The following is a 22,639-nucleotide window of genomic DNA, read 5'->3' as shown; positions in this document are numbered from 1 at the left end:
CCGAGACCTCAGGCCGACGCGCGCACGACGAGCTCGGGCACGAACGTCTCGGAGCCGCCCGCCGCCGCGCCGTCGTCCGGCTCCTGGGCCTGCCGGAGGGCGGCCAGCAGCAGCCGGGCCATGGCCTCCGCCATGTCCTCGACGGGCTGACGCACGGTCGTCAGGGGCGGGTGGGCCTGTGCGGCGACGCTCGAGTCGTCGAACCCGACGACCGCGACGTCGCGGGGTACGTCCCGGCCGGCGGTGCGGAGCGCCGTCGACACGCCGTCCGCCATGAGGTCGTTCGCCGCGAAGACGCCGTCGACGTCCGGCCTGGCGGCCAGCAGCGTGCGGACCGCCGCCTCGCCGCCCGGGCGGGTGAAGTCGGCGGTGACCACCTCGGGCTCGGTCAGCCCGGCGGCTCGTACCCCGTCCAGGAACCCCTCGAGCCGCGCGTGCCCGAACGGTGCGTCGGGCGGGCCGCCGACGACCGCGAGCCGGGTGCGACCGGACCCGATGAGGTGCTCAGCGGCGAGCCGGCCCCCCGCTGCCTGGTCCAGGTCGACCCAGGCGACGCCCGGCAGGGTCGTGCGGGTCGACAGCACCAGGGGCACGGCGAGCGCGGCCAGCCGGGCGGGCAGCGGGTCCGCCGAGCTGGACGTGATGAGCAGCACGCCGTCGACGTGACCCTGCCGCACGTACCGCACGACCTGGTCGTGCGCGGGCGGGTCCGCGGGGATGATCGCCAGGTGGATGTCGCGCGGGCGCAGCACCGTCTGCGCACCCGCGGTGACCCGCCCCACGTACGGGTCGGTGAAGAGACGTTCCAGGAACGGGAGCGGGGAGCGCTGTTCCGGCGGCTCCGACACCACGAGCGCCACCGACCCGGTGCGCCGCGTCACGAGCGACCGGGCGGCGAGGTTGGGCACGTAGCCGGTCTCCTCGATCGCCCGGCGCACGGTCTCGACGATCTCCGGGTCGACGGTGGGCACCTCGTTGATCACCCGCGACACGGTCGCGCGGGAGACCCCGGCGACGGAGGCGACGGCCTCGAGAGTGGGCCGCCCGGACCGCGGAATCTGCACCCGCCCAGTTATACCCCCCTCGTCGAGCGCTGGGTACTTGTGGGTCTCGAGCCCGCAGGCCCACAAGTACCCAGCACTCAACGAGAACGCCGGCTACTGGTAGACGCGGACGTAGTCGACCAGCATCCTCGACGGGAACGGCGTGCTCGCGTCCGGCGGGCCGGGCCAGTCACCGCCGACGGCGAGGTTGAGGATCATGTAGAAGTCGTGGTCGAAGACCCAGGGCCCGCGCGTGGACTCCACGGTGTCCCGGTCGGCGTAGAAGACGTCGCGGCCGTCCAGGGAGAACTGGATGCCCTCGCTGTCCCACTCGGCGGCCCAGGTGTGGAAGCCCGCCGAGATCTTCGAGCCGTCCGGCAGGGTGTACCCGCCGCCGTAACCGCCGCCACCGTTGTACGCGGGGGCGTGCAGCGTCGAGTGGGCGCGGGTCGGGTCCTGGCCGATGAACTCCATGATGTCGATCTCGCCGTTGTACGGCCACGGGCGGCCGTCGAGGAAGTCGGAGCCCATCATCCAGAACGCCGGCCACAGGCCCCGGCCCTCGGGGACCTTCACGCGCGCCTCGAACCGGCCGTACTGGGTGTTGAACGTGCCCGAGGTGTTCATGCGGTGCGACGTGTACTGCCGTCCGTCGCGGTCCTCGCGGCGCGCCTCGAGCACGAAGTTGCCCTGGCCGTCGTGGAACCCGTTGCCGCTGGGGGTGTAGACCTCCAGCTCGTTGTTCGCGGGCAGCCCGGGGTCGATCGTCCAGCGGGAGGCGTTGGCGGGGGTGCCGGCGGCGCCGTCGAACTCGTCGCTCCACACCAGGTCGAGGTCGTCGAAGTTCGGGTCGGCGGGCTCGGCCGGGGGAGCGGTGGGCGCGCCGCCGGTGCCGTAGACCTGGAACTCCCACAGCGAGTAGCCGTACGGGCCGCTGCGGTCACGCATGTGCACGCGCACGTGCCGGCCGTCGGCGTTCAGCGGGATCGCCTGCTTGAAGCCCGTGCCGCCGGTGGTGGTGTGCACGGTGCGCCAGGTGCTCCCGTTGTCGGACACCTCGATGTCGAAGACGGTGGCGAACGCGGGGTCCCACTGCAGCACGACGCTGCTGATGTGCGCGGTGGCACCGAGGTCCACGGCGATCCAGCCGTCGTCGACCCAGCCCGTGTCGGGGTTGACGGCCCAGCGGCTGGCCGGGTCGAGGTCGAACGCCTTGTCCGGGCCGCAGAGCCAGCACGTGCCGTCGTTCTGCGAGCTCGACGCGCTGCCCGCCTTGTTGTACGAGAGCAGGGTCGTGTCGCCGGGCTGCACCACACCGCCGGTGCCGAGCACCTGCAGCTCCCACAGGGAGACGCCCCACTGCGTGGCGCGCTGGGTGACCCACAGGCGCAGGTAGCGCCCGCTGCCGTCGACGTCGAGGTTCTGGTCCCCGCCGGTGCCGGTGGTGGTCGAGTAGATGGTGGACCAGGTGCTGGCGTCGTTCGAGACCTCGATGCGGAAGCCCGACGCGTACGCGCCCTCCCAGTCGAGGACCACCCGGTCGATGGCCTGGACGGAGCCCAGGTCGACGCGGATCCACTGGTTGTCGGCCGCCGCGCTGGACCAGCGGGTGCCCGGATCGCCGTCGACGGCGTTGGCCCCGGTGCTCCAGGCGAACTCGGTGCTGGACGTGGTGACGGGCCGCCCCTGGGACAGCGGGTCGTCGGCGGCTGCCGCGACCGGCACCTGGGTGAGCGCACCCAGGGCCAGCAGAGCCGTGGCGGATGCCGCGGCCGCGAGCAGGCGTAGATGTCTGCGCATTTGACGTGCTCCTTCGAACGTCGGACGTGCACGGGTCGAGCGCGAGAGAGCGCTCTCTCGGACACTGTCGCGGACGCGGCGACCCGAGGTCAAGGGTTTCGCCACAACTCGCTGACAGAGCTGTAAGCAAAGGCGCCCGGGTCACCGAGGTGACCCGGGCGCCTGACGTGGACGGCGGTGCGGCTCAGGGCCGCACGACCACCTTGCCGAACTGGTTGCCCTCGTGCAGCCGGGCCAGCCCGTCGGCGACCTGGGCGAGCGGCACCTCGGCGTCGATCACGGGGCGCACACCGGTGCGGGCGCAGAACCGGGCGAGCGCGCCCAGGTCGTCGCGCGAGCCCATGGTGACGCCCTGTACCCGGATCTCCTGGAAGAAGACGCGGGTCAGCTCGGCCGGGGGAGCGTCGCCGGACGTCGCCCCGCAGACCAGCACCGAGCCGCCGGGACGTACCGAGCGGATCGAGTGGGCCCATGTCGCCTGACCCACCGACTCCAGCACGGCGTCGACGCGCGCGGGCAGGCGGGCGCCCGGCTCCACCGCACCCGCCGCGCCCAGCCCGACGGCCCGCTCGCGCTTCTCCGCGGAGCGTGACGTCACCCAGACCTCCAGGCCGGCCGCGGCCCCGAGGGTGATCGCAGCGGTCGCGAGGCCGCCGCCGGCGCCCTGCACGAGCACGCTGGCACCCGGCTTGAGCCCGCCCGCCGTGAAGAGCATGTTGTACGCCGTGAGCCACGCCGTCGGCAGGCACGCGGCCTCCTCGAACGACAGCTCGGCGGGCTTGGGCACGAGGTTCGCGGTCGGCACCGAGACGCGCTCGGCGAGGGTCCCGGGGTAGCGCTCGGAGAGGAGCGACCGAGATTCCTTCGGCCCGACGCCGTGTCCGTCGGCGCCGATGACGCCGTGCACGAGCACCTCGGTGCCGTCCGGCGTCACGCCGGCGGCGTCGGTGCCGAGGATCATCGGCAGCTGCTGTTCCCGCAGGCCCACACCGCGCAGCGACCACAGGTCGTGGTGGTTCAGGCTCGCGGCCCGGACCTCCACGGTGGTCCAGTGCTCAGCGGCCTCCGGTTCGGGGCGGTCACCCACCTCCAGGCCGTCGATCGGGCTGTCGGGCGAGAAGCTGGTCACGTAGGCGGCAAGCATGCGGCGACCCTAGCCGACGCCCGACCAGCCGGCCGGGACGGTGCCCAGCCGCACGCGCTGCGGGTGGTCGCCCACCGGCACCGACGCGACCTTCTGCCCTGTCTCGAAGTCGATGGACGTCACCTGGTCGGATCCGGACTCGGACACGACGCACGCCCCGCCGTCACCGGTCACCGTCGACCAGTACGGCTTGTCGACGTCGACCAGCGGCCCCGTCTCGAGGGTCTCCCGGTCCACGACCACCGCGTAGTCGTCCATGGTCCCGGCCACGCACAGGTGCTCGCCCGATGGCTGCATGGTCAGGCCGTGGTGCCGCGAGTCGTTGACCATCTCGGTGCGTGGCCCGTCGAACACGGCGGGCAGTGTCTTGGTCCGCGTGATCCGGTCGGTCGCCACGTCGTACTCCAGGAACCCGCCGAAGAACGACACCTGGAAGTACAGCTTCGACTCGTCCGGGCTGAAGGTGGCGGGGCGTACGGCGTCGGAGAGGTGGCCCAGGCCTGCGTCGTCGAGCCGGTCGCGCATGTCGATCTCGCGCACCACCTCGAACGTCTCGGCGTCGGCGACCGTGATCACCCGGTCGCCCTTGAGGAAGTCGAGCGCCGGGTCGTCGAAGCTGTTGTTGACCTCGCCGATCGACATGTTCCAGAGCAGGCCGTCGGACGTGTAGACGTTCTCGTGCGGCTTGTCGCCGGTGGGGAACGACCCGGCCTCCGCGCCGGTCTCGATGTCCAGCACGTGCACGCGGTTGCCGGTCGACGCCGACACGGCGACCTGTGTGCCGTCGGGCGACACCGCCATGTGGTCGGCCCGTACGCCGGCGACCTGGAACCGCCACTCGACCTCGCCGGTGGCGAGGCTGATGGAGACGACGTCGGCGAAGCTCGGCCGGGACACCACCAGCGACGAGCCGTCGGGCGTGGTGTACATGTCGTCGGCGAACTGGTCGTGGCCCTCGCCGACGGTCTGGCGGATGACCAGGAAGGCCGCGAGCCGGATCGGGTCGCGGTAGATCTCGCGCATCCGCTGCTCGCGGTCAGGGATCACGTTGATCTCGCCGACCGGCGCGAGGTCGGCGCCCGAGGACAGCACGGACGCGGTGCCGTCCCAGTTGTTGGCGACGAACAGGACCTCTTGGGGTGCGGCGTCGGCCTGCGCGGGGGCAGCGGCGGCCGCGCCGGACGTCATGAGACCGAGCGAGGCCAGGATGGAGAGAGCACGGCGAGATCTCACTGAACGCTCCTCTTCGTCGAGCTGATCCACGGTGATCAGCTCGACGAAGGTTACTGGAGATGGGTTCAGTAAAGAAGGTCGCCCGGCGGATCAGCTGGCGGCGACGTCGAACATCCAGGAGATGCCGAACTTGTCGGTGAGCTGTCCGTAGTAGTCGCCCCACGGTGCCAGCTCGAACGGCTCACCCGGGGTGGCGCCGTCGGACAGCTTCTCGTAGGCGGTCTTGATGTAGTCGTGGTCCTCGGGACCGCCGGTCAGGGCGACGGTGACGCCAGCTGAGGGCGCCACGTACTCCATGAACGACGGCGTGTCCGACGCCATGATCGTGAGGCCGCCCGGGGTGTCGAGCTGCCCGTGCATGACGAGGTCCTTGTCCTCGTCGGGAGTGGGCATCCCCTCCATCGGGGTCCCACCGAAGGTGCTGACGTCGAGCTCGCCGCCGAGCACGGACTGGTAGAAGTCCAGGGCAGCCTTCGCCTCGGACCGGAAGCTGAGGTACGGGTTGAGCTTTGCCATACGGCCACGCTAAGCCTGGGACGGGCGGCCCGCTCGATGGTTACCCGAGGAACTCACTGACCATCGGGCCGATCTGGTCGGCCTCGACCAGGAACCCGTCATGGCCGACGTCGCTCGTGACGATCCGCAGCGGCTCCGCGTTCGGGATCCACCGGGCGAGCCGTGCGGACTGCGCGGGCGGGAACAGGCGGTCGCTGTCCACGGCCACCACCAGGGTCCGGGCGGTGATCTGGCTGAGCGCCGCCTCGACGCCGCCACGGTCGCGGCCCAGGTCGTGCGACAGCATCGACTCGGTGAGCACCACGTAGGAGTTGGCGTCGAACCGGCGCGCGAGCTTGTCGCCCTGGTGTTCCAGGTACGACTGCACGGCGAACCGGCCGCCCGCGAACGGGTCCTCCCCGCCCTGCGGCAGCCGGCCGAACCGCCGGTCCAGCTCGTAGCCCGTCCGGTAGGTCGTGTGCGCGATCTGGCGCGCGATACCGAGGCCGGCGTGCGGTCCGTCGTCGTCGGCGGCGGAGTAGTAGTCGCCGTCGCGGAACCGGGGATCCATCCGGATCGCGGCGAGCTGCGGGTGGGACCACGCGATCTGGTCACCGCCGGTCTGGGCGGTCGTCGCGATGGCGCCGACGTTCCGCACCTCGATGCCCGCCTCGGGTCCGAGCAGCGCCCACTCCAGCACTCGCAGGCCGCCCATGGACGCGCCGACCACGAGGTCCCAGGACCGGATCCCGAGCTCACGGGTCAGGGCGATCTCGACGGCGACCTGGTCGCGCGTGGTGATGTACGGGAACCGCCCGCCCCATGGGCGCCCGTCGTGCGCGAGGGACGACGGGCCGGTGGTGCCCTGACAGCCACCGAGCGCGTTGGGCGCCACCACGAAGTACCGGTCGGTGTCGATGGGCTTCCCTGGGCCCACCATGTCGCCCCACCAGCCGTCGGTCACGTGCCCCGGCCCTGCCTCGCCCGTGACGTGCGAGTCGCCGGTGAGGGCGTGCAGCACCAGGACGGCGTTGGAGCCCTCCGCGTTCAGGGTGCCCCAGGTCTCGTACGCCACGCGGACGGCGGGCAGCCGCCCGCCGGCCTCCAGGTCGAACGCGCCGACGTCGGCGAACAGCCGGTGCCCGGGGTCGTCGCCGTCGCGCCACGCACCGCTCGCCGGCACGGGGGCCTTGCTGCGGGAACGCGAGTCCTGGACGGGCTCGGCAGGGCTCGGCGGAACGCCGCCGTCCCTGCCGAGCGCTGCGCCGTCCTGCGCGGGGACGAGTGCGCCGTCCGGCGCCGGGAAGGGCACGAGCGCCGAGCGGACCTGTTGGTCCGGGACGTCGTGCGCGGCCTTCGGGGTGGTGATGGCCATGTTCTCTCCTGCGGCTCTGGGTACTGAGCTCGGGGTCGTTGGCCCCGGCGCGGACGGCGTCGTCACATCGCTGCTACTTCGTCTCCTGGCCGAGCTGGCTCTTGGCCGCGGTGAAGCCCAGCTCGAGGTCGGCAAGGACGTCCTCCACGTTCTCCAGGCCGACGGCCAGCCTGACGAGGCCGGGGGTGACCCCCGACAGCGCCTGCTCCTGGGGCGTGAGCTGCGAGTGGGTGGTGGAGGCGGGATGGATCACGAGCGACCGGACGTCGCCGATGTTCGCCACGTTGGAGTGCAGCTCCAGGGCGGACACGAACGCCTGACCGGCCTCGGCGCCGCCGTCGAGCTCGAAGGCGAGCACCGCCCCGGCACCCTTGGGCGCGTACTTCTGGGCGTTCGCGTGCCACGGCGAGCTCGGCAGGCCCGCGTAGTGGACCGCGCGGACGTCGTCCCGGGCCTCCAGCCACTGCGCGACGTGCTGCGCGTTGGCGACGTGCCGCTCGATCCGCAGCGACAGCGTCTCGATGCCCTGGGCCAGGAGGAACGCGTTGAACGGCGAGATCGCCGCACCGAGGTCGCGCAGGAGCTGGACCCGGGCCTTGAGGACGAACGCGAGGTTCGCCCCGAGCGCGGAGCCGACGCCGAGGTCGCGCGCGAAGACCAGGCCGTTGTAGCTCGGGTCCGGCGTGTTGAAACCGGGGAAGCGCTCCGGGTCGGCGGCGAAGTCGAACCGGCCGCCGTCGATGATCACGCCGCCGATCGCGCTGCCGTGGCCGCCCAGGTACTTGGTCGCCGAGTGCACCACGATGTCGGCGCCGTGCTCGAACGGGCGGATCAGGTACGGGGTCGCGACGGTGTTGTCGACGATCAGCGGGACGCCCGCCTCGTGCGCCGCCGCGGCGACGCCCTCGATGTCGAGCACGTCGGCACGCGGGTTCGGGATGGTCTCGCCGAAGAACGCCTTGGTGTTCGGGCGGACGGCGGCGCGCCACGCGTCGAGGTCGTGCGGGTCGTCCACGAACGTGGTCTCGATGCCGAACTTCGGCAGCGTGTGGTGGAGCAGGTTGTACGTACCGCCGTAGAGGCTGGCGGAGGCGACGATGTGGTCGCCCGCCTCGGCGAGGTTGAGGATCGCGAGCGACTCCGCGGCCTGGCCGGAGGCGACGAGGAGGGCGCCGACGCCGCCCTCGAGGCTCGCGAGCCGGTCCTCCACCACCTGCTGCGTCGGGTTGCCGATGCGCGTGTAGATGGGGCCGAGGTCCTTGAGCGCGAACCGGTCGGCGGCTACCCCGGCGTCGGGGAACACGAACGACGTCGTCTGGTAGATCGGCAGGGCGCGGGCGCCCGTCGTGGGGTCCGGCTCCTGGCCGGCGTGGATCTGGCGGGTCTCGAACGACCACTGGGGCTGAGTCATGGCTCTCCTGCTTCCTCGTGCTGGTGGCGAACATCTGGCGGATCTGACCGAGAGGTGCCGCGGCGTGCCCCGTGGGGCCTGCGCATCAAGAGGTGGTCCGCGGCGAGGGAGGCGCGCACGCGGGAATCGGCCGGAAGAGGCCGAGGGCAGGCGAACGTGCGCTGGTTCAGCAACAACACATTCGACGAGTCATGTGGTGACCGTAGACGGCGACGGACCGCGCCGATAGTCGTGTCTTAGATGGTGAGATTCGAAAATGAGACGGGCTGCGTGCCCTCCGGTAGCGCGAATCTGCGCCGTGAGCCACATTGGAGCGTGACACGGGAGTGATTCTCGGGGTCTGCGCAAGGCGACACGCCGGAACAGCGCTGATCAGGAGGGTGATCATGGGGCGGATCCGAGGTCTGGGCGAGGCGAGGCACGGCCATGGCGGGGTGCTGGCGCTCCGTGCGCTGGGGGCCGCGGTGCTCGCGCTCGGTCTGGTCATCCCGTGGGGGCCCGCCGCAGAGGCGAACCCGCCCGCCGACCCGCCGTCCGCCGCGGAGGCCCAGGCGGCTCGTGACGCGGTGGCGGCGGGCACGCTGGACGTCCATCAGGCCGAGGCCGCGCTCGGCACGCTTCGTACGGAGCTCGAGGCGGCCCAGGTCCGCGTCCAGGTGGCGGCTGCCGACTACGCGGAGGCCCAGCAGGCCGCCGAGCAGGCCGAGCAGGAGGTGGCCGCCGCCCGCGCTGCGGCCAAGAAGGCGCACAGGGGTGAGGTGGCGGCGCGGTCAGGCCTGGCGGAGGTGTACCGGGCGTCGGCGCGGGACGCCGACCTGGGCTCGCTGGACATCGCCTTCCAGGCCGACTCGGTTCCGGACCTGGTGGGTCGCAGCGCCGTGGAGCGGGCGGTCCAGCGCAAGCTCGGCGGGGCCATGGCCGAGTACCAGCAGGCGCGCGCCACGTCGGAGTCCGCCGACGCCCGGTGGAGCGCGGCGAAGAAGCAGCGCGACGCGGCTGCCGAGCAGGCGCAGACGGCGTTCGACGCAGCCCAGGCCGCCGCGGCCGACCTCACGGCGCGCACCCGGGCGGCCGAGGTCGAGCGCCGGGCGCTGGTCGAGCGTCTCGCGCAGCTGCGGCAGACCAGCGTCGAGATCGAGAACGAGCGGGAGGCGGCACGGGCCGCTGCGGCGGAGGCCGCCCGTGAGGCCGCGGCGAGGGCGGAGCTCGAACGGCGGCAGGAGGCCAGGGCAGAGGCGGCCGTCGCCAGGGTGCGCACGGAGCGGCCCGGCGGCGGGTCGGCGGACGGCGGCGGAGCTGGTCCGGAGGTCGAGCCGGCTCCCGCGCCGGCTCCGCGGCCTGCGCCCGCCCCGCTGCCTGCGCCTGCCGGGTCGCCAACCGAGGGCGTGACGGCGGGTGCGGAGGCCCTTGGCCTCGGCGCCGTGACGTGGGCGCGGAGCAGGCTCGGCGCCCCGTACCTGCTCGGCGCCGCTGGGCCTTCCGCGTACGACTGCTCGGGGCTGACGATGATGTCGTGGGCGAGCCAGGGCGTGAACATCACCCGCACGTCGAGGTCGCAGTACCTCGCCGTCGGCAAGGTGGACTACGGCTCGCTCCGGCCGGGCGACCTCGTCTTCTACGGCTCGGACCCGAGCGACCCGGCGTCGATCTACCACGTGGCGATGTACACGGGCGGCGGCATGATGATCGAGGCGACGCTGCCCGGACACCCGCTGTCGGAGAACCCGCTCCGCCTGGCGAACGCGATGCCCTACGCGGGCCGCCCCTAGGCCGCGAAGCAGAGCGCCTGTCCGATTCTCCCCGGTGAAGCCGGGAGACTCGGACAGGCGCTCTACCTCGCGGCCGGACGCTCAGTGCTTGTCGTAGTAGCCCGTGTCCTTGGCGCGCTGGATCGAGCGAACGATCTCGGCCTCGGCGTCGGAGCGGCCCACCCAGTGGGCACCCTCGACGGACTTGCCCGGCTCGAGGTCCTTGTAGACCTCGAAGAAGTGCTGGATCTCCAGGCGGTGGAAGTCCGAGACGTCGTCGATGTCCTGGCGCCACGCCGCGCGCTGGTCGCCCGTCGGCACGCAGAGCACCTTGTCGTCACCGCCCGCCTCGTCGCGCATGCGGAACATGCCGAGTGCGCGGCACTTGATCAGGCAGCCGGGGAACGTGGGCTCCTCCAGGAGCACCAGCGCGTCCAGGGGGTCGCCGTCTTCGCCGAGGGTGCCCTCGATGAAGCCGTAGTCGTCCGGGTAGCGCGTCGAGGTGAAGAGCATGCGGTCGAGGCGGATGCGTCCGGTCTCGTGATCCACCTCGTACTTGTTCCGCTGACCCTTGGGGATCTCGATCGTGACGTCGAACTCCACGCCGATGTGCTCCAGTTCTCGAAAGTGGTCGCCGAAGTGTCTTACCGCGGCGGCGGCCTTGCGCCTGTCCAGTGTGCCATGTGTCCCGTGTCGCGACCGTTACCTGTGGTCAGCACCACTCTCCGGGTTCGGCATAATTCGCAGCGTGCGCACAGCGCGCGCGACCCGGCCTGGCGAGCGGGTGAAATTTCCCATGAATCGCCGTTGCCGTACCCGCCACATGGTTTGCCGCTACTAGAGTTGGCTATGGCTTTTACATGACGATCGAGAGGATGCCCATGGAGTGGGGGTTGCGCTCCGGCGCTGCCGTCGCCGCGGTCGTCGCACTGTTCGGTGGGTACCTGGTCGCCGACGCCTACGACGTCGTTCCCGGCATGCTCACCATGGCCGAGCCGTGGCCTGAGCCGAGCCCCTTCCCGTCCGCGCCCGGTGCCGTCGAGGGGCCGGCTCCCGCGGCGCTCCTGGAGAACCTTCCCGAGGACGCACCCGTCCCGGACAGCGTCGAGATGCAGCGCCTCGTGACGGGCCTGGCCAAGGACAAGCGGCTCGGGTCCAGGGTCGGCGTGGTGGTGGCCGACGGTCTGTCGGGCGACGTGCTCGGCTCGTCGAGCCCGGACACGCTCATGACCCCCGCGTCCACCCAGAAGCTCCTCACGGGCGTCGCTGCCCTCTCGTCAGGCATCGCGAGCTCCACGCTCGACACCAAGGCGGTCCTCGTCGACGACAACACGGTGGTCCTGGTCGGCGCCGGCGACATGATGCTCTCGGCGGGCAAGGGCGATCCGGACGTGGTGAACGGGCGCGCGGGTCTCGCCGACCTCGCGCAGCAGGTCGCCGCCAAGGTCAAGGTCGACGGCACCACCGAGGTCCGGGTCGCGCTCGACGACACGCTCTTCACGGGTGACGACATCGCCCCGACGGTGGCGAGCCCGGACATCGCGGCCGGTTACGTGGCGCCCGTCTCGTCGGTCGGTATCAACGTCGGGCTGCTGTCCGACGGGTACGGCGACAACGGGCCCCGCGCGTCCGACCCCGGTAAGTACGCGGCGGAGGCCTTCTCCGCGGCGCTGGAGAAAGAGGGCCTCAAGACCGCAGGCGCCGTGATCGACGCGAGCGCCCCGGACGACGCCCGTGTGCTCGGCCAGGTCAGCTCCGCACCGCTGGCGGAGGTCGTCGGGTTCGCCATGCAGTACTCGGACAACACGATCACCGAGGTGCTCGGGCGCCTGGTCGCCGTGGACGCGGGCCTGCCCGGCTCGAACGACGGCGCAACGCAGGCGGTGATCGCGCGTGCGAAGGAGCTCGGTGTCGACATGACCGGCGCTCGTCTGCGTGACTGCTCAGGGCTCGCCGACGGTTCGTACCTGAGCCCGCAGCAGCTCGTGGACCTGCTCGGGGTGATGGTCGACCCCGCGCACCCGACGCTGCGCAGCGAGGCGGTAGGCATGCCGATCGCCGGCCTGACGGGCACGCTCGACAGCAGCCACGGCCGGTTCACCGGCACCAACTCGGCCCGCGGCGTGGCGCGTGCCAAGACCGGCAGCCTGCCCAAGGTGCGGGCGCTCTCCGGCACCGTGGTCACCGCCGACGACCGGCTGCTCGTCTTCACGGTCCTCGCCGACTCGATCCCCGCGAACGAGACGGTCGGCGCCACGTGGATCTACGACAGCTTCGTCGGTGACCTCGCCGCGTACTCGGTCCAGGGCTGACGCCCCGTCCGCCGGGACCGTTACCGTGGTCCGGTGACCCAGGCATCCACCGCCCCGCAGGTCGTCGACTGGCCGGCCGCAGCACAGATCGCCGGGCGGCTCGCCGCGCCCGGGCCGCGTGCGCCACGGGACGAGCTCGACTCCCTGGTGGGCGGTCTGCGCGCCGCGGCGGGAGACGCCGTCGGGCACGTGCTGGAGACCACGCGCATGGTGCCGCACGGCGGCGGGTCGACGCTGAGCCCCGTGGTCGTCGTGGACCGCGCGACCTGGGCGCTTGCCAACACGCAGTCCATGGCCGCCATGACCGAGGGGATCGGGCCGGTCGTCGCCGAGATCTCCAAGGGCGCCACCTCGCCCGGCGCGCAGCTGGCCGGCGCCGCGGAGATCGGTGCGGTCCTCGCGCTCCTCAGCGGGCGGGTGCTGGGCCAGTTCGACCCGTACTCCGCACCGGGCCGGCTCCTTCTGGTGGCCCCCAACGTGCTGCAGGCGGAGGCGGCGCTGCGCGTCCCTGTGCGCGACTTCCGCCTGTGGGTCTGCCTGCACGAGCAGACCCACGCCCTGCAGTTCGCCGCGGCGCCGTGGCTCGCCGGGCATCTCAGCGGGCGCACGCAGCACCTGATCACCGGCATGGCGCGGACCTCGGCAGAGCTGGCCAAGGCCCGGTTCGACAAGAAGATCGTCGCTGTCGGCCGGAACGTTCTCGCCACGCTGCGCGGCGAGAACGCCACCATCATCGACGGCATGCTCACGCACGAGCAGAAGGACGAGCTGGCCGACATCACCGCGGTCATGGCCCTCCTGGAGGGGCATGCGGACGTGATGATGGACGCCGTCGGGCCGCGGGTCGTGCCGTCGGTGCGCCGCATCCGCGCGCGGTTCGAGCGGCGGCGCGACGGCGAGGGGCGCAACACCTTCGACGTGGTGGTGCAGAAGCTGCTGGGCATGGACGCCAAGCTTGCCCAGTACCGCGACGGCGCGGCGTTCGTGCGCGCCGTCGAGCGGTCGGTGGGACGCGACGGGCTCAACGCGGTGTGGGCCGCCCCGGAGAACCTGCCCACCGCCCGGGAGATCGCCGACGCGCGCGCGTGGGTGCGCCGGGTGCACGGATGACGACGGCGGACGGCGCGCGGCTCGTGCCTCCGGACGCCGGGGGCCGCTGAGCGTGGCCCGCGTCGATCCCGCCGTCGCCGCGGCGCGCAACGCGGTCCGGGCGGTGCTGGCGCCGCTCGGGCCGGACGACCTCGTGCTCGTCGCCTGCTCCGGTGGCGCCGACAGCCTCGCGCTCGCTGCGTCACTGGCGTCCGAGGCCCGGCGGGTCGGGCGCTCCGTGCGGTCCCGCGGGTACGCCGTGCGGGCAGGGGCCGTCGTGGTCGACCACGGGCTCCAGGCCGGGTCCGCGCAGGTGGCGGCGCGGGCGGCCGAGCAGTGCCGCGCCCTGGGTCTCGACCCCGTCGTGGTCCGGGGCGCCGACTGGTCGAGCGGCGGGGGCGGGCCCGAGGCAGCCGCCCGGGACGCCCGGTACGCCGCGCTGGAGGCGTACGCCGCCGAGACCGGAGCGGCCCGCGTGCTGCTGGGACACACCCTCGACGACCAGGCGGAACAGGTCCTGCTCGGGCTCGCCCGAGGCGCCGGTGCCCGGTCGCTCGCCGGGATGCCGCACGAGCGGGGGATCTTTCACCGGCCGTTCCTCGGGCTCCGGCGCGCACAGACCGAGGCGGTGTGCGCGGCGTCGGGCCTGGAGTTCTGGACCGATCCCACCAACCTGCTGCCACCCGACGACCGCACCTCGCCAACCCGGGTTCAGCGCGCGGCAACGGACCGGTCTGGCCTGCCGTTCACGCCGCTGCGCTCGCGGGTCCGCTGGCGCGTGCTGCCGGTCCTCGAGGACACCCTCGGCCCCGGGGTCGTCGAGGCCCTCGGGCGCAGCGCGGACCAGCTGCGCGACGACGCGGACCTGCTGGACACCCTCGCCGCGGAGCTCCTCGACGGGGTCCGCACGGACCCGGCAGCCCAGGCGGCACAGGGCGTGGGCGCCCCCGGCGGGCCGGCGGTGGGGGAGGACGACGCCGAGCTCGTCCTCGACGCCGACGGCCTGGCGCTGGCCCACTCGGCGCTCCGGCGCCGGGCCCTCCGGCTCGCCGCCCTCGCGGTCGGCTGCCAGCCGACCGACACCACCGCGCGGCACGTCGACGCACTCGACGCACTCGTCGTGTCATGGAGCGGTCAAGGCTCCGTCCACCTCCCGGGCGGCGCACGGGCCCGTCGCGCGTGTGGCAGTCTTTTCCTGCGCGCCGCGCCGACCGGTATCTCGGACGGTGGGACCGGCGCCCGGCCCTCCAGCACAACTCAGGAGTAACTCGTGGACCAGTCCGACGTCGGACCCGACCTCGCAGAGGTCCTGCTCTCCGAGGAGCAGCTCACCAAGAAGCTCGACGAGCTGGCAGCCCAGATCGACGCGGACTACGCGGGCAAGGACCTGCTCCTCGTCGGCGTGCTCAAGGGCGCGGTGATGGTGATGGCGGACCTGTCGCGCCGCCTGCACCACAAGGTCCAGATGGACTGGATGGCGGTGTCGTCGTACGGCTCCGGCACCAAGTCCTCCGGCGTCGTCCGCATCCTCAAGGACCTCGACGCGGACCTGACGGGCCGCAACGTGATCATCGTCGAGGACATCATCGACTCGGGCCTGACCCTGTCCTGGCTCGTGTCGAACCTGCGCTCGCGGGGTCCGGAGTCCGTCGAGATCGCCGCCATGCTGCGCAAGCCGGACGCCGCACAGGCCGACGTCGACGTGAAGTACCTGGGCTACGACATCCCGAACGAGTTCGTCGTCGGCTACGGCCTCGACTACGCGGAGAACTATCGCAACCTGCCGTTCGTTGCCACCCTGGCACCGCACGTCTACGGAGGCTGATCCACTCAGCGCCGCTCGACTCCGCGGATGCCCATCCCGGGCGGTTCGTCACGTCTGGGCGAGGTGTGGCCCAGGCATCACATGCTCTGGGCGAACACTCGGGGCTCCTGTCAGGGAGACCATGTAGTTTCGACGGAAACATACTGCGCGAGCGGAGGGAAACGGGGCTCGGTCCCCGTCGCCGATGAAGAACATCAAGAAGCTTCTGAGCGGGCCTGTCATCTGGATCCTGGTCGCACTGGTCGTGGTGACACTGGCGATCTCGGCACTGAACCAGCCCAATGTCTCGCGAATCGAGACGTCACAGGGCATCGACCTGCTGAACGGCAGCACGGTCGAGCACGCCCTCATGGTCGACGGCGAGCAGCGGGTCGAGCTCAAGCTCTCCAAGGCGTACTCGTCGACAGAGGGTGAGGGCGCGGACGCCGAGAAGGTCGACCACGGCAAGACCGTCGAGTTCTTCTACACGCTGCCCCAGGGCGACCGGGTAGAGGACGCCATCGTGAAGTCGGACCCGGCCGACGGCTTCGACTCGGAGGTGCCGCAGCCCAGCTTCTGGTCCTCCATGCTGTCGGTGCTGATCCCGTTCCTCCTGATCGGCGTCGTGTTCTGGTTCCTGCTCTCGCGGGCCCAGGGCGGCGGCAACCGGGTGATGGGCTTCGGCAAGTCCAAGGCCAAGCTGGCCAGCAAGGACACCCCGCAGGTGACCTTCGCCGACGTCGCGGGCGCCGACGAGGCCGTCGAGGAGCTCCAGGAGATCAAGGAGTTCCTCGCCGAGCCGGCCAAGTTCCAGGCCGTGGGCGCCAAGATCCCGAAGGGTGTGCTGCTGTACGGCCCGCCCGGTACGGGTAAGACGCTGATCGCGCGCGCCGTCGCCGGTGAGGCCGGCGTGCCCTTCTACTCGATCTCCGGCTCGGACTTCGTCGAGATGTTCGTCGGCGTGGGCGCGAGCCGTGTGCGCGACCTGTTCGAGCAGGCCAAGCAGAACTCGCCGGCGATCATCTTCGTCGACGAGATCGACGCGGTAGGCCGGCACCGCGGTGCGGGCATGGGCGGCGGGCACGACGAGCGCGAGCAGACGCTGAACCAGATGCTCGTCGAGATGGACGGCTTCGACGTCAAGACGAACGTCATCCTGATCGCCGCGACCAACCGTCCGGACATCCTCGACCCCGCCCTGCTGCGCCCGGGCCGCTTCGACCGTCAGGTCGCCGTGGAGGCCCCGGACCTCAAGGGCCGCGAGGCGATCCTCAACGTGCACGCGCAGGGCAAGCCGATGGTCCCGGAGGTCGACCTCGAGGCCGTCGCCCGCCGCACGCCCGGCTTCACGGGTGCGGACCTGGCGAACGTGCTCAACGAGGCCGCGCTGCTCACCGCCCGCAGCGGTGCCCAGCTCATCGACGACCGTGCCCTGGACGAGGCCATCGACCGCGTGGTGGCCGGCCCGCAGAAGCGCACGCGCGTCATGAACGTCAAGGAGCAGAAGATCACGGCGTACCACGAGGGCGGGCACGCCCTGGTCGCCGCGGCGATGCGGTACACGGACCCCGTGACCAAGGTGACGATCCTGCCGCGCGGTCGCGCGCTGGGCTACACCATGGTCATGCCGCTCGAGGACAAGTACTCGACCACCCGCAACGAGCTGCTCGACCAGCTCGCGTACGCGATGGGTGGCCGAGTCGCGGAGGAGATCGTCTTCCACGACCCCACCACCGGTGCCTCGAACGACATCGAGAAGGCCTCGGCCATCGCCCGCAAGATGGTCACCGAGTACGGCATGAGCGAGCGGGTCGGCGCCATCAAGCTCGGCACGAGCGCCGGCGAGCCGTTCCTGGGCCGCGACTACGGGCACGAGCGGGACTACTCGGAGTCGGTCGCGAGCACCATCGACGACGAGGTCCGCAAGCTCGTCGACGCTGCGCACGACGAGGCGTGGGAGGTACTGAGCCAGTACCGCGACGTGCTCGACGAGCTGGTGCTGGGTCTGCTCGAGAAGGAGACGCTGAACCAGAAGGAGCTCGCGGAGGTCTTCCGCGCCGTCGAGAAGCGCCCCGCACGCGACGTCTGGCTGTCCAGCGAGCAGCGTTCGGTGCACACGCGCGGTCCCGTGCTGACGCCCAAGGAGCTGGCGGCCCAGAACGGGCACTCCGTCGTCCCGCAGGACGAGGCGGTGCTGGACCCGGCGCCGCCGGCGCCCATGGATCCGCCGAACTAAGACCGGAGCACCACCATGACCGACAGGTCGATGACCCCTGTGGTTACGCCCGTGCGGCGCGCGGCGGACGTCCCGCCGTACGACGCCGCACGGGCCGAGGCGGCCGTGCGGGAGCTGCTCCTCGCCGTCGGCGAGGACCCCGAGCGCGAGGGCCTGCGGGAGACGCCGGCCCGCGTCGCGCGGGCGTACAAGGAGATCTTCGCCGGCCTGCGGCAGGAGCCGGAGGACGTCCTGACCACCACCTTCGACCTCGGGCACGAGGAGATGGTGCTGGTCAAGGACATCGAGGTGTACTCGACCTGCGAGCACCACCTCGTGCCGTTCCACGGCGTGGCGCACGTCGGGTACATCCCCAACGTGGACGGTCGCATCACGGGCCTGAGCAAGCTGGCCCGGCTGGTCGAGGTCTTCGCGCGCCGTCCCCAGGTGCAGGAGCGGATGACCACGCAGATCGCGGACTCCCTGGTCGAGATCCTCGAGCCGCGGGGTGTGCTCGTGGTGGTCCAGTGCGAGCACCTGTGCATGTCCATGCGCGGCGTGCGCAAGCCCGGCTCGCGAACCATCACCTCCGCGGTGCGCGGAGTCATGCGTGACGGCGCGACCCGAGCCGAGGCGATGAGCCTCATCCTCGGGAAGTGACGGTTCCCACCGTGCGCCACCCGATCCGGGATGCCCAGGTGTTCGGCCTGCCGGAGCTCTCCGGCGTGGGCCGGACCCTGGTGATGGGTGTTGTGAATGTCACCCCGGACTCGTTCTCGGACGGTGGGGAGTGGTTCGAGCCGTCGGCCGCCGTCGCGCACGGGCTGGAGCTGCTCGGCGAGGGTGCGGACATCCTGGACGTGGGCGGGGAGTCCACGCGGCCGGGCGCCGTGCGGGTCCCGCAGGAGCAGGAGCTGGCCCGCGTGCTCCCCGTGATCGAACAACTGGCCGCCCGCGGAGCGGTCGTGAGCGTCGACACCACGCGGGCGGCCGTCGCCGAACGGGCGGTGGCGGCGGGAGCCCGCATGGTGAACGACGTCTCCGGAGGTCTCGCCGACCCGGAGATGGGCCGCGCGGTCGCCGAGACCGGCGCCGCGTACGTGGCGATGCACTGGCGAGGGCACGCCGACGTCATGGACGACCGGCAGGAGTACGACGACGTCGTCGCCGACGTCCGGGACGAGCTCGCCGCCCGCATGGCCGCCCTGCACGACGACGGCGTACGGTCCGAGCAGCTGATCCTCGACCCGGGGCTCGGCTTCGCCAAGGCGGGGGTGCTGAACTGGCCGCTGCTGGCGCACCTCGACGCCCTGTACCAGCTGGGCCGTCCGGTGCTCGTGGGGGCGTCCCGCAAACGGTTCCTCGGCCACTTGCTCGCGGACTCGGCCGGGCACATGGCGCCTCCGCGTGCGCGGGACGACGCGACCGCCGCGATCTCCGCCCTGTCGGCCGCCGCCGGCGCCTGGTGCGTCCGGGTGCACACCGTCCGGGCGAGCGTCGATGCCGTCAAGGTCGCGGCCGCTTGGACGGCCGCGATCGACGGGCCCCGGGTAGGGTCACCGGGTACCTCTGCCCGATCCGTACCGGAAGCATTGACTTCCACCGTGGCCTTGACCACAGAATCATGGACGGGCGGGGAACCGGGCATACCGGCCTGGCAGGATTCCGGTGCACACGAAGACGATGGGAGGAGACCACGGTGACCACAGCGTTCGGAACGGGCGTCACAGGCCCGGACGGCCGGTCGCTGGACCAGGTCCAGCTGACAGGCGTGAGCGCGCGGGGGTACCACGGTGTGCTGCCGTCGGAACGACAGACCGGCCAGGAGTTCCGGGCCGACGTCGTGCTCTACCTCGACACCCGCCCGGCTGCCGCCGGCGACGACCTCGCGCAGACGGTGAGCTATGCGGACGTGGCGCAGGACGTCCACGACATCCTGGCGGGTGAGCCCGTAGACCTCGTCGAGACGGTTGCCGAGCGCATCGCGGCCGCGGTGCTGGCCCGGCCGCAGGTCGAGGCGGTGGACGTTCGTGTGCACAAGCCGCAGGCTCCCATCCCGGTGCCGTTCGCCGACGTCGAGGTGGCGATCCGGCGTGACCGCGTGCGGATGCCCGTCGTTGCCGCGCCCGCTACCTCGGTCGGCTCCGCCGACGCCTCTCTCCTGACGGGTACCGCATCGGCCGCCGCGTCCGCCGACCCCCTCGGCTACGAGGCCGAGCCGCGGGACATGTTCCCGGCGAGCTCACCCACCGACTCGTGGAACGACGCGGCGGAGCAGGCACGCAGCGACTCAGCACGCAGCGACTCGGACAGTGCGCCGTACGTCGGCGAGCCCGAGCCGCAGGACCTCGAGCCCGTCATCCGCCCGGCGCACGACGAGCCCGCGCCGTTCGAGCGAGAGCCGTACGAGCCCTACCGGCCCGAGCCCGCCGAGGCGGCGCCGCTCCGGGCGGAGGCGTTCGAGCCGGAGCCGCTCGTGTCGCGGGTCCCGGCCTCGATAGCGCCCGCCGCACCGGTCGGTGAGGCCCCGGAACCGCTCCCGGTCCCTGAGCTCATCGCACCCGAGCCGCTCCAGGTGATTCCGGCCGCGTGGGAACTGCAGTCCGATGCCCCGGCGCAGGCCGAGCAGCGGGACCAGCTCGGCCAGGAGCCGACGTTCCGGCCGGACGAGCAGTTCCTGCCGGAGCAGGCCTTCGAGCCGGTCCAGCAGTACGAGTCGGTCCAGGGCCTCGACCAGAGGCGCGACCAGCCGATCGGCTTCGAGCAGCAGCAGTACGACCAGTTCCCGCAGCAGCCGGAGCCGGCCCAGCCGCAGCCGTTCGAGCAGGCTCAGTCCTTCGAGCAGCCGCAGTCGTTCGAGCAGGCCGGCTACGAGCCGCAGGGCTACGAGCAGCCGACGCCGCAGCCCGAGCAGCCGCAGCGTCTCGAACCGCAGCAGAACCAGTACGACCAGCTGTTCGAGCAGCAGCAGTACGACCAGGGCGGGACGGAGACCACCCGCGTGTCGGCGGCGGTCCCCGACTCCGCCGTCGCGCAGCCGGAGCAGTACGCGTCCGAGCAGTACCAGGCGGAGCCGCGCGACCGGTTCGACGAGGTGCCCGCCGGGTACGTGGACGTGGTCATCGCGATCGGCGCCAACCTGGGTGACCCGCAGGCGACCATGCGGTCAGCGGTCGCCGAGCTGGACCGGATGCCCGGCCTGCAGATCACCGACGTGTCGCCCCTGGCCCGCACGGCCGCCGTCGGCGGACCCGAGGAGCAGCCCGACTACCTCAACGCGGTGCTGCTGGCCCGTACGACGCTCTCGGCGCGCGGGCTGCTGCACCTCTGCCAGGACGTCGAGAACGCGCACGGCCGTACCCGTGAGGAGCGCTGGGGTCCTCGCACGCTGGACGTCGACGTGATCACCTACGGCAACCTGACGGACGCCGCCGAGGACCTCGAGGTGCCCCACCCCCGCGCGCACGAGCGGGCGTTCGTCCTCGAGCCGTGGTCGCAGATCGCGCCCGACGCGGTGCTGCCCGGCCTGGGTGGCGGCCCCGTTGCCCAGCTCGCGGCCACGGCGCCCGACCGGGCCGGCATCCGCTGGCTCGCGCTCGACTGGCTGACCGACCCGGAGCCGGAGCAGGGTGGCGGAACCACCGCCTCGAACCATCCGGCGGCGTCCGACGACGGTGGCAACACCGGCCAGGACTCCCACCCCGCCGAGATGCCGCCGGCCCTGCCGCCCTCGGTCCCGCCGAGCGGCCGGCCTCCCGTCCTGTCCGCAGGCCCCGTGGTCGAGGTCCCGGGCGGTGGGCACCCGCAGGGGCACCACAGCGGTCAGGTCGAGCTCGATCGTCAGCCGCAGCCCGCCGTCCCGCAGCAGGACGCGTACCCGGCCGGGTCGCATCCGCAGAGCTACTCCAGCGGACCGGTGCCTGGTTCGGGCGGCTCGGTGCCGATCCCGCAGGCGGCGTCCGCCGGCCCGTTCGGCGCGCCGCCGCCCGGGATGCCGGCGGGCGGTTCGGTGGTCCCGCCGCCGGAGGAGGCGCTGGTCCCCGCGCCGCAGGCACCCATAGCGCCCCGGGCGGTGCGGGACACCGCCCACGACGCCCCGGCGCACGAGCTGCTGCCGTCGTCGCAGGCCAAGCCGGTGTTCGCACCGGTGAACCCGTCGCGCCAGCAGAGCGGGGTGTTCCCGCCCTTGAACGGCGCGCCGCAGGAGCCGGCCAACCCGCTCTTCGCCCCGGTCGGCGCGCCGCCGAACGGCGGGTCCGACCAGGTGCCGAACGGGCACGCCAACGGCCAGCCGAACGGGCAGCCGAACGGTCAGCAGGACGCCTACGACAACGACCACACGGTGATCCGGGTGCCGGGGTTCGTCGCCGAACAGCGGGCCGCGGCAGCGGACGGCCCGATCGACTCGGTCCCCTCGTGGGTTCCGGTGAGGGACGAGCGGGGGCGCGACGCCTGACATGCGCAGAACGCCGATCGGGTCCCTGATCGCAGTTCTCGTTGCCGTCGCGATCGTCGGCTGGCTCGTGCTGCGCGCCCTCGAGGCGCGCAGCGTGTACCTGCCGGTCGTGCCGTGGCTGGTCGACGTGGCGATCCTCGCGCTGGCCGGAGCCGTCTTCTGGTCGGGCTGGACCGTGCGGTCCTACCAGAAGGGCAAGCGGCCGTCGCTCGACGGCCTCCGAGCCGCCCGGACGCTCGTCCTGGCCAAGGCCGCCGCGCTGACGGGTGCGCTGCTCGGCGGCTGGTACTTCGCGCAGGTCCTGGTGGTGCTGGGAGACCTCGCCATCGAGCCCCGGCGCGACCGTGCCGTGGCCGCCGGTATCGCGGTGCTGTGCTCGGTGGGGCTTGCCGCGGTGGGTCTGGTCGTGGAGAAGTTCTGCGAGCTGCCGCCGTCCGACAAGGACCGCGCCAGCTCCGACGAGGGCGAGTCTCCGGCCCCGGCCTGAGGTATCGGTGTCGAGGGCTTGCCCTCT

18 protein-coding genes are annotated in these 22,639 nt (G+C 72.2%); 10 read left to right on the top strand and 8 right to left on the bottom strand.

Annotated elements, in window-relative coordinates; genetic code table 11:
• Positions 1 to 8 precede the first annotated feature (8 nt).
• The 7 genes from AB0I32_RS08590 to AB0I32_RS08560 form a co-directional block, all read right to left on the bottom strand.
• On the bottom strand, positions 9 to 1,064 hold the full coding sequence (locus AB0I32_RS08590; protein WP_357504833.1) for a LacI family DNA-binding transcriptional regulator: 1,056 nt from the start codon (positions 1,062 to 1,064) through the stop codon (positions 9 to 11).
• 93 nt (positions 1,065 to 1,157) lie between these two features.
• A complete protein-coding gene (locus AB0I32_RS08585; RefSeq protein ID WP_357504831.1) occupies positions 1,158 to 2,843 on the bottom strand; it encodes a discoidin domain-containing protein in 1,686 nt (561 codons plus the stop codon).
• 184 nt (positions 2,844 to 3,027) lie between these two features.
• Positions 3,028 to 3,987, bottom strand: a complete 960-nt coding sequence (locus AB0I32_RS08580; protein WP_357504829.1) for a zinc-binding dehydrogenase — start codon at positions 3,985 to 3,987, stop codon at positions 3,028 to 3,030.
• Between the two features lie 9 nt (positions 3,988 to 3,996).
• Complete coding sequence (locus AB0I32_RS08575) at positions 3,997 to 5,220, bottom strand: YncE family protein (RefSeq protein WP_357504827.1); 1,224 nt, start codon at positions 5,218 to 5,220, stop codon at positions 3,997 to 3,999.
• A gap of 90 nt (positions 5,221 to 5,310) precedes the next feature.
• Complete coding sequence (locus AB0I32_RS08570; protein ID WP_357504825.1) at positions 5,311 to 5,736, bottom strand: VOC family protein; 426 nt, start codon at positions 5,734 to 5,736, stop codon at positions 5,311 to 5,313.
• 40 nt (positions 5,737 to 5,776) lie between these two features.
• Positions 5,777 to 7,090 (bottom strand): homoserine O-acetyltransferase, encoded by a 1,314-nt coding sequence (locus AB0I32_RS08565; protein WP_357504824.1) that lies wholly within the window; start codon positions 7,088 to 7,090, stop codon positions 5,777 to 5,779.
• A 73-nt stretch (positions 7,091 to 7,163) separates the two neighbouring features.
• Entirely contained in the window at positions 7,164 to 8,501 is a 1,338-nt protein-coding gene (locus AB0I32_RS08560) for a bifunctional o-acetylhomoserine/o-acetylserine sulfhydrylase (protein WP_357504822.1), read from the bottom strand.
• A 386-nt stretch (positions 8,502 to 8,887) separates the two neighbouring features.
• On the opposite strand from AB0I32_RS08560, the gene AB0I32_RS08555 reads away from it, so the two are divergent.
• Positions 8,888 to 10,270, top strand: coding sequence for a C40 family peptidase (locus tag AB0I32_RS08555; RefSeq protein WP_357504820.1), 1,383 nt, complete (start codon positions 8,888 to 8,890; stop codon positions 10,268 to 10,270).
• Positions 10,271 to 10,351: 81 nt separating this feature from the next.
• Here the strand turns inward: AB0I32_RS08555 and AB0I32_RS08550 are convergent, their stop codons facing one another.
• On the bottom strand, positions 10,352 to 10,852 hold the full coding sequence (locus tag AB0I32_RS08550; protein ID WP_108493354.1) for an inorganic diphosphatase: 501 nt from the start codon (positions 10,850 to 10,852) through the stop codon (positions 10,352 to 10,354).
• Positions 10,853 to 11,109: 257 nt separating this feature from the next.
• On the opposite strand from AB0I32_RS08550, the gene dacB reads away from it, so the two are divergent.
• The 9 genes from dacB (at position 11,110) to AB0I32_RS08505 (ending at position 22,612) form a co-directional block, all read left to right on the top strand.
• Positions 11,110 to 12,561, top strand: coding sequence for a D-alanyl-D-alanine carboxypeptidase/D-alanyl-D-alanine-endopeptidase (dacB, locus tag AB0I32_RS08545; protein WP_357504818.1), 1,452 nt, complete (start codon positions 11,110 to 11,112; stop codon positions 12,559 to 12,561).
• Positions 12,562 to 12,594: 33 nt separating this feature from the next.
• Positions 12,595 to 13,671: a zinc-dependent metalloprotease gene (locus tag AB0I32_RS08540; RefSeq protein ID WP_357504816.1), complete on the top strand. Its 1,077-nt coding sequence runs from the start codon at positions 12,595 to 12,597 to the stop codon at positions 13,669 to 13,671.
• A gap of 52 nt (positions 13,672 to 13,723) precedes the next feature.
• On the top strand, positions 13,724 to 14,917 hold the full coding sequence (tilS, locus tag AB0I32_RS08535; RefSeq protein ID WP_357504814.1) for a tRNA lysidine(34) synthetase TilS: 1,194 nt from the start codon (positions 13,724 to 13,726) through the stop codon (positions 14,915 to 14,917).
• 3 nt (positions 14,918 to 14,920) lie between these two features.
• Positions 14,921 to 15,475, top strand: coding sequence for a hypoxanthine phosphoribosyltransferase (gene hpt / locus AB0I32_RS08530; RefSeq protein WP_357504812.1), 555 nt, complete (start codon positions 14,921 to 14,923; stop codon positions 15,473 to 15,475).
• Between the two features lie 184 nt (positions 15,476 to 15,659).
• The gene (gene ftsH, locus AB0I32_RS08525) at positions 15,660 to 17,690 is read left to right on the top strand and encodes an ATP-dependent zinc metalloprotease FtsH (RefSeq protein WP_357504809.1); all 2,031 of its coding nucleotides are present in this window, start codon (positions 15,660 to 15,662) and stop codon (positions 17,688 to 17,690) included.
• Positions 17,691 to 17,720: 30 nt separating this feature from the next.
• Positions 17,721 to 18,329 carry a GTP cyclohydrolase I FolE gene (gene folE, locus AB0I32_RS08520; RefSeq protein ID WP_357504807.1) on the top strand — a complete coding sequence of 203 codons (609 nt, stop codon included), beginning with the start codon at positions 17,721 to 17,723 and terminating at the stop codon, positions 18,327 to 18,329.
• Between the two features lie 83 nt (positions 18,330 to 18,412).
• Positions 18,413 to 19,372 carry a dihydropteroate synthase gene (folP, locus tag AB0I32_RS08515; protein WP_357505071.1) on the top strand — a complete coding sequence of 320 codons (960 nt, stop codon included), beginning with the start codon at positions 18,413 to 18,415 and terminating at the stop codon, positions 19,370 to 19,372.
• Positions 19,369 to 22,125: a 2-amino-4-hydroxy-6-hydroxymethyldihydropteridine diphosphokinase gene (gene folK / locus AB0I32_RS08510; RefSeq protein ID WP_357504805.1), complete on the top strand. Its 2,757-nt coding sequence runs from the start codon at positions 19,369 to 19,371 to the stop codon at positions 22,123 to 22,125. Before folP ends, folK begins: the two co-directional genes overlap by 4 nt.
• 1 nt (position 22,126) lies before the next feature.
• Positions 22,127 to 22,612, top strand: coding sequence for a DUF3180 domain-containing protein (locus AB0I32_RS08505; protein ID WP_357504803.1), 486 nt, complete (start codon positions 22,127 to 22,129; stop codon positions 22,610 to 22,612).
• The last annotated feature ends 27 nt before the right edge of the window (positions 22,613 to 22,639 follow it).

Origin of the sequence: Promicromonospora sp. NPDC050249 (genome assembly GCF_040656015.1) — a bacterium.
Taxonomy (GTDB): domain Bacteria; phylum Actinomycetota; class Actinomycetes; order Actinomycetales; family Cellulomonadaceae; genus Promicromonospora.
This window is presented reverse-complemented; position numbering and strand designations above follow the sequence as displayed.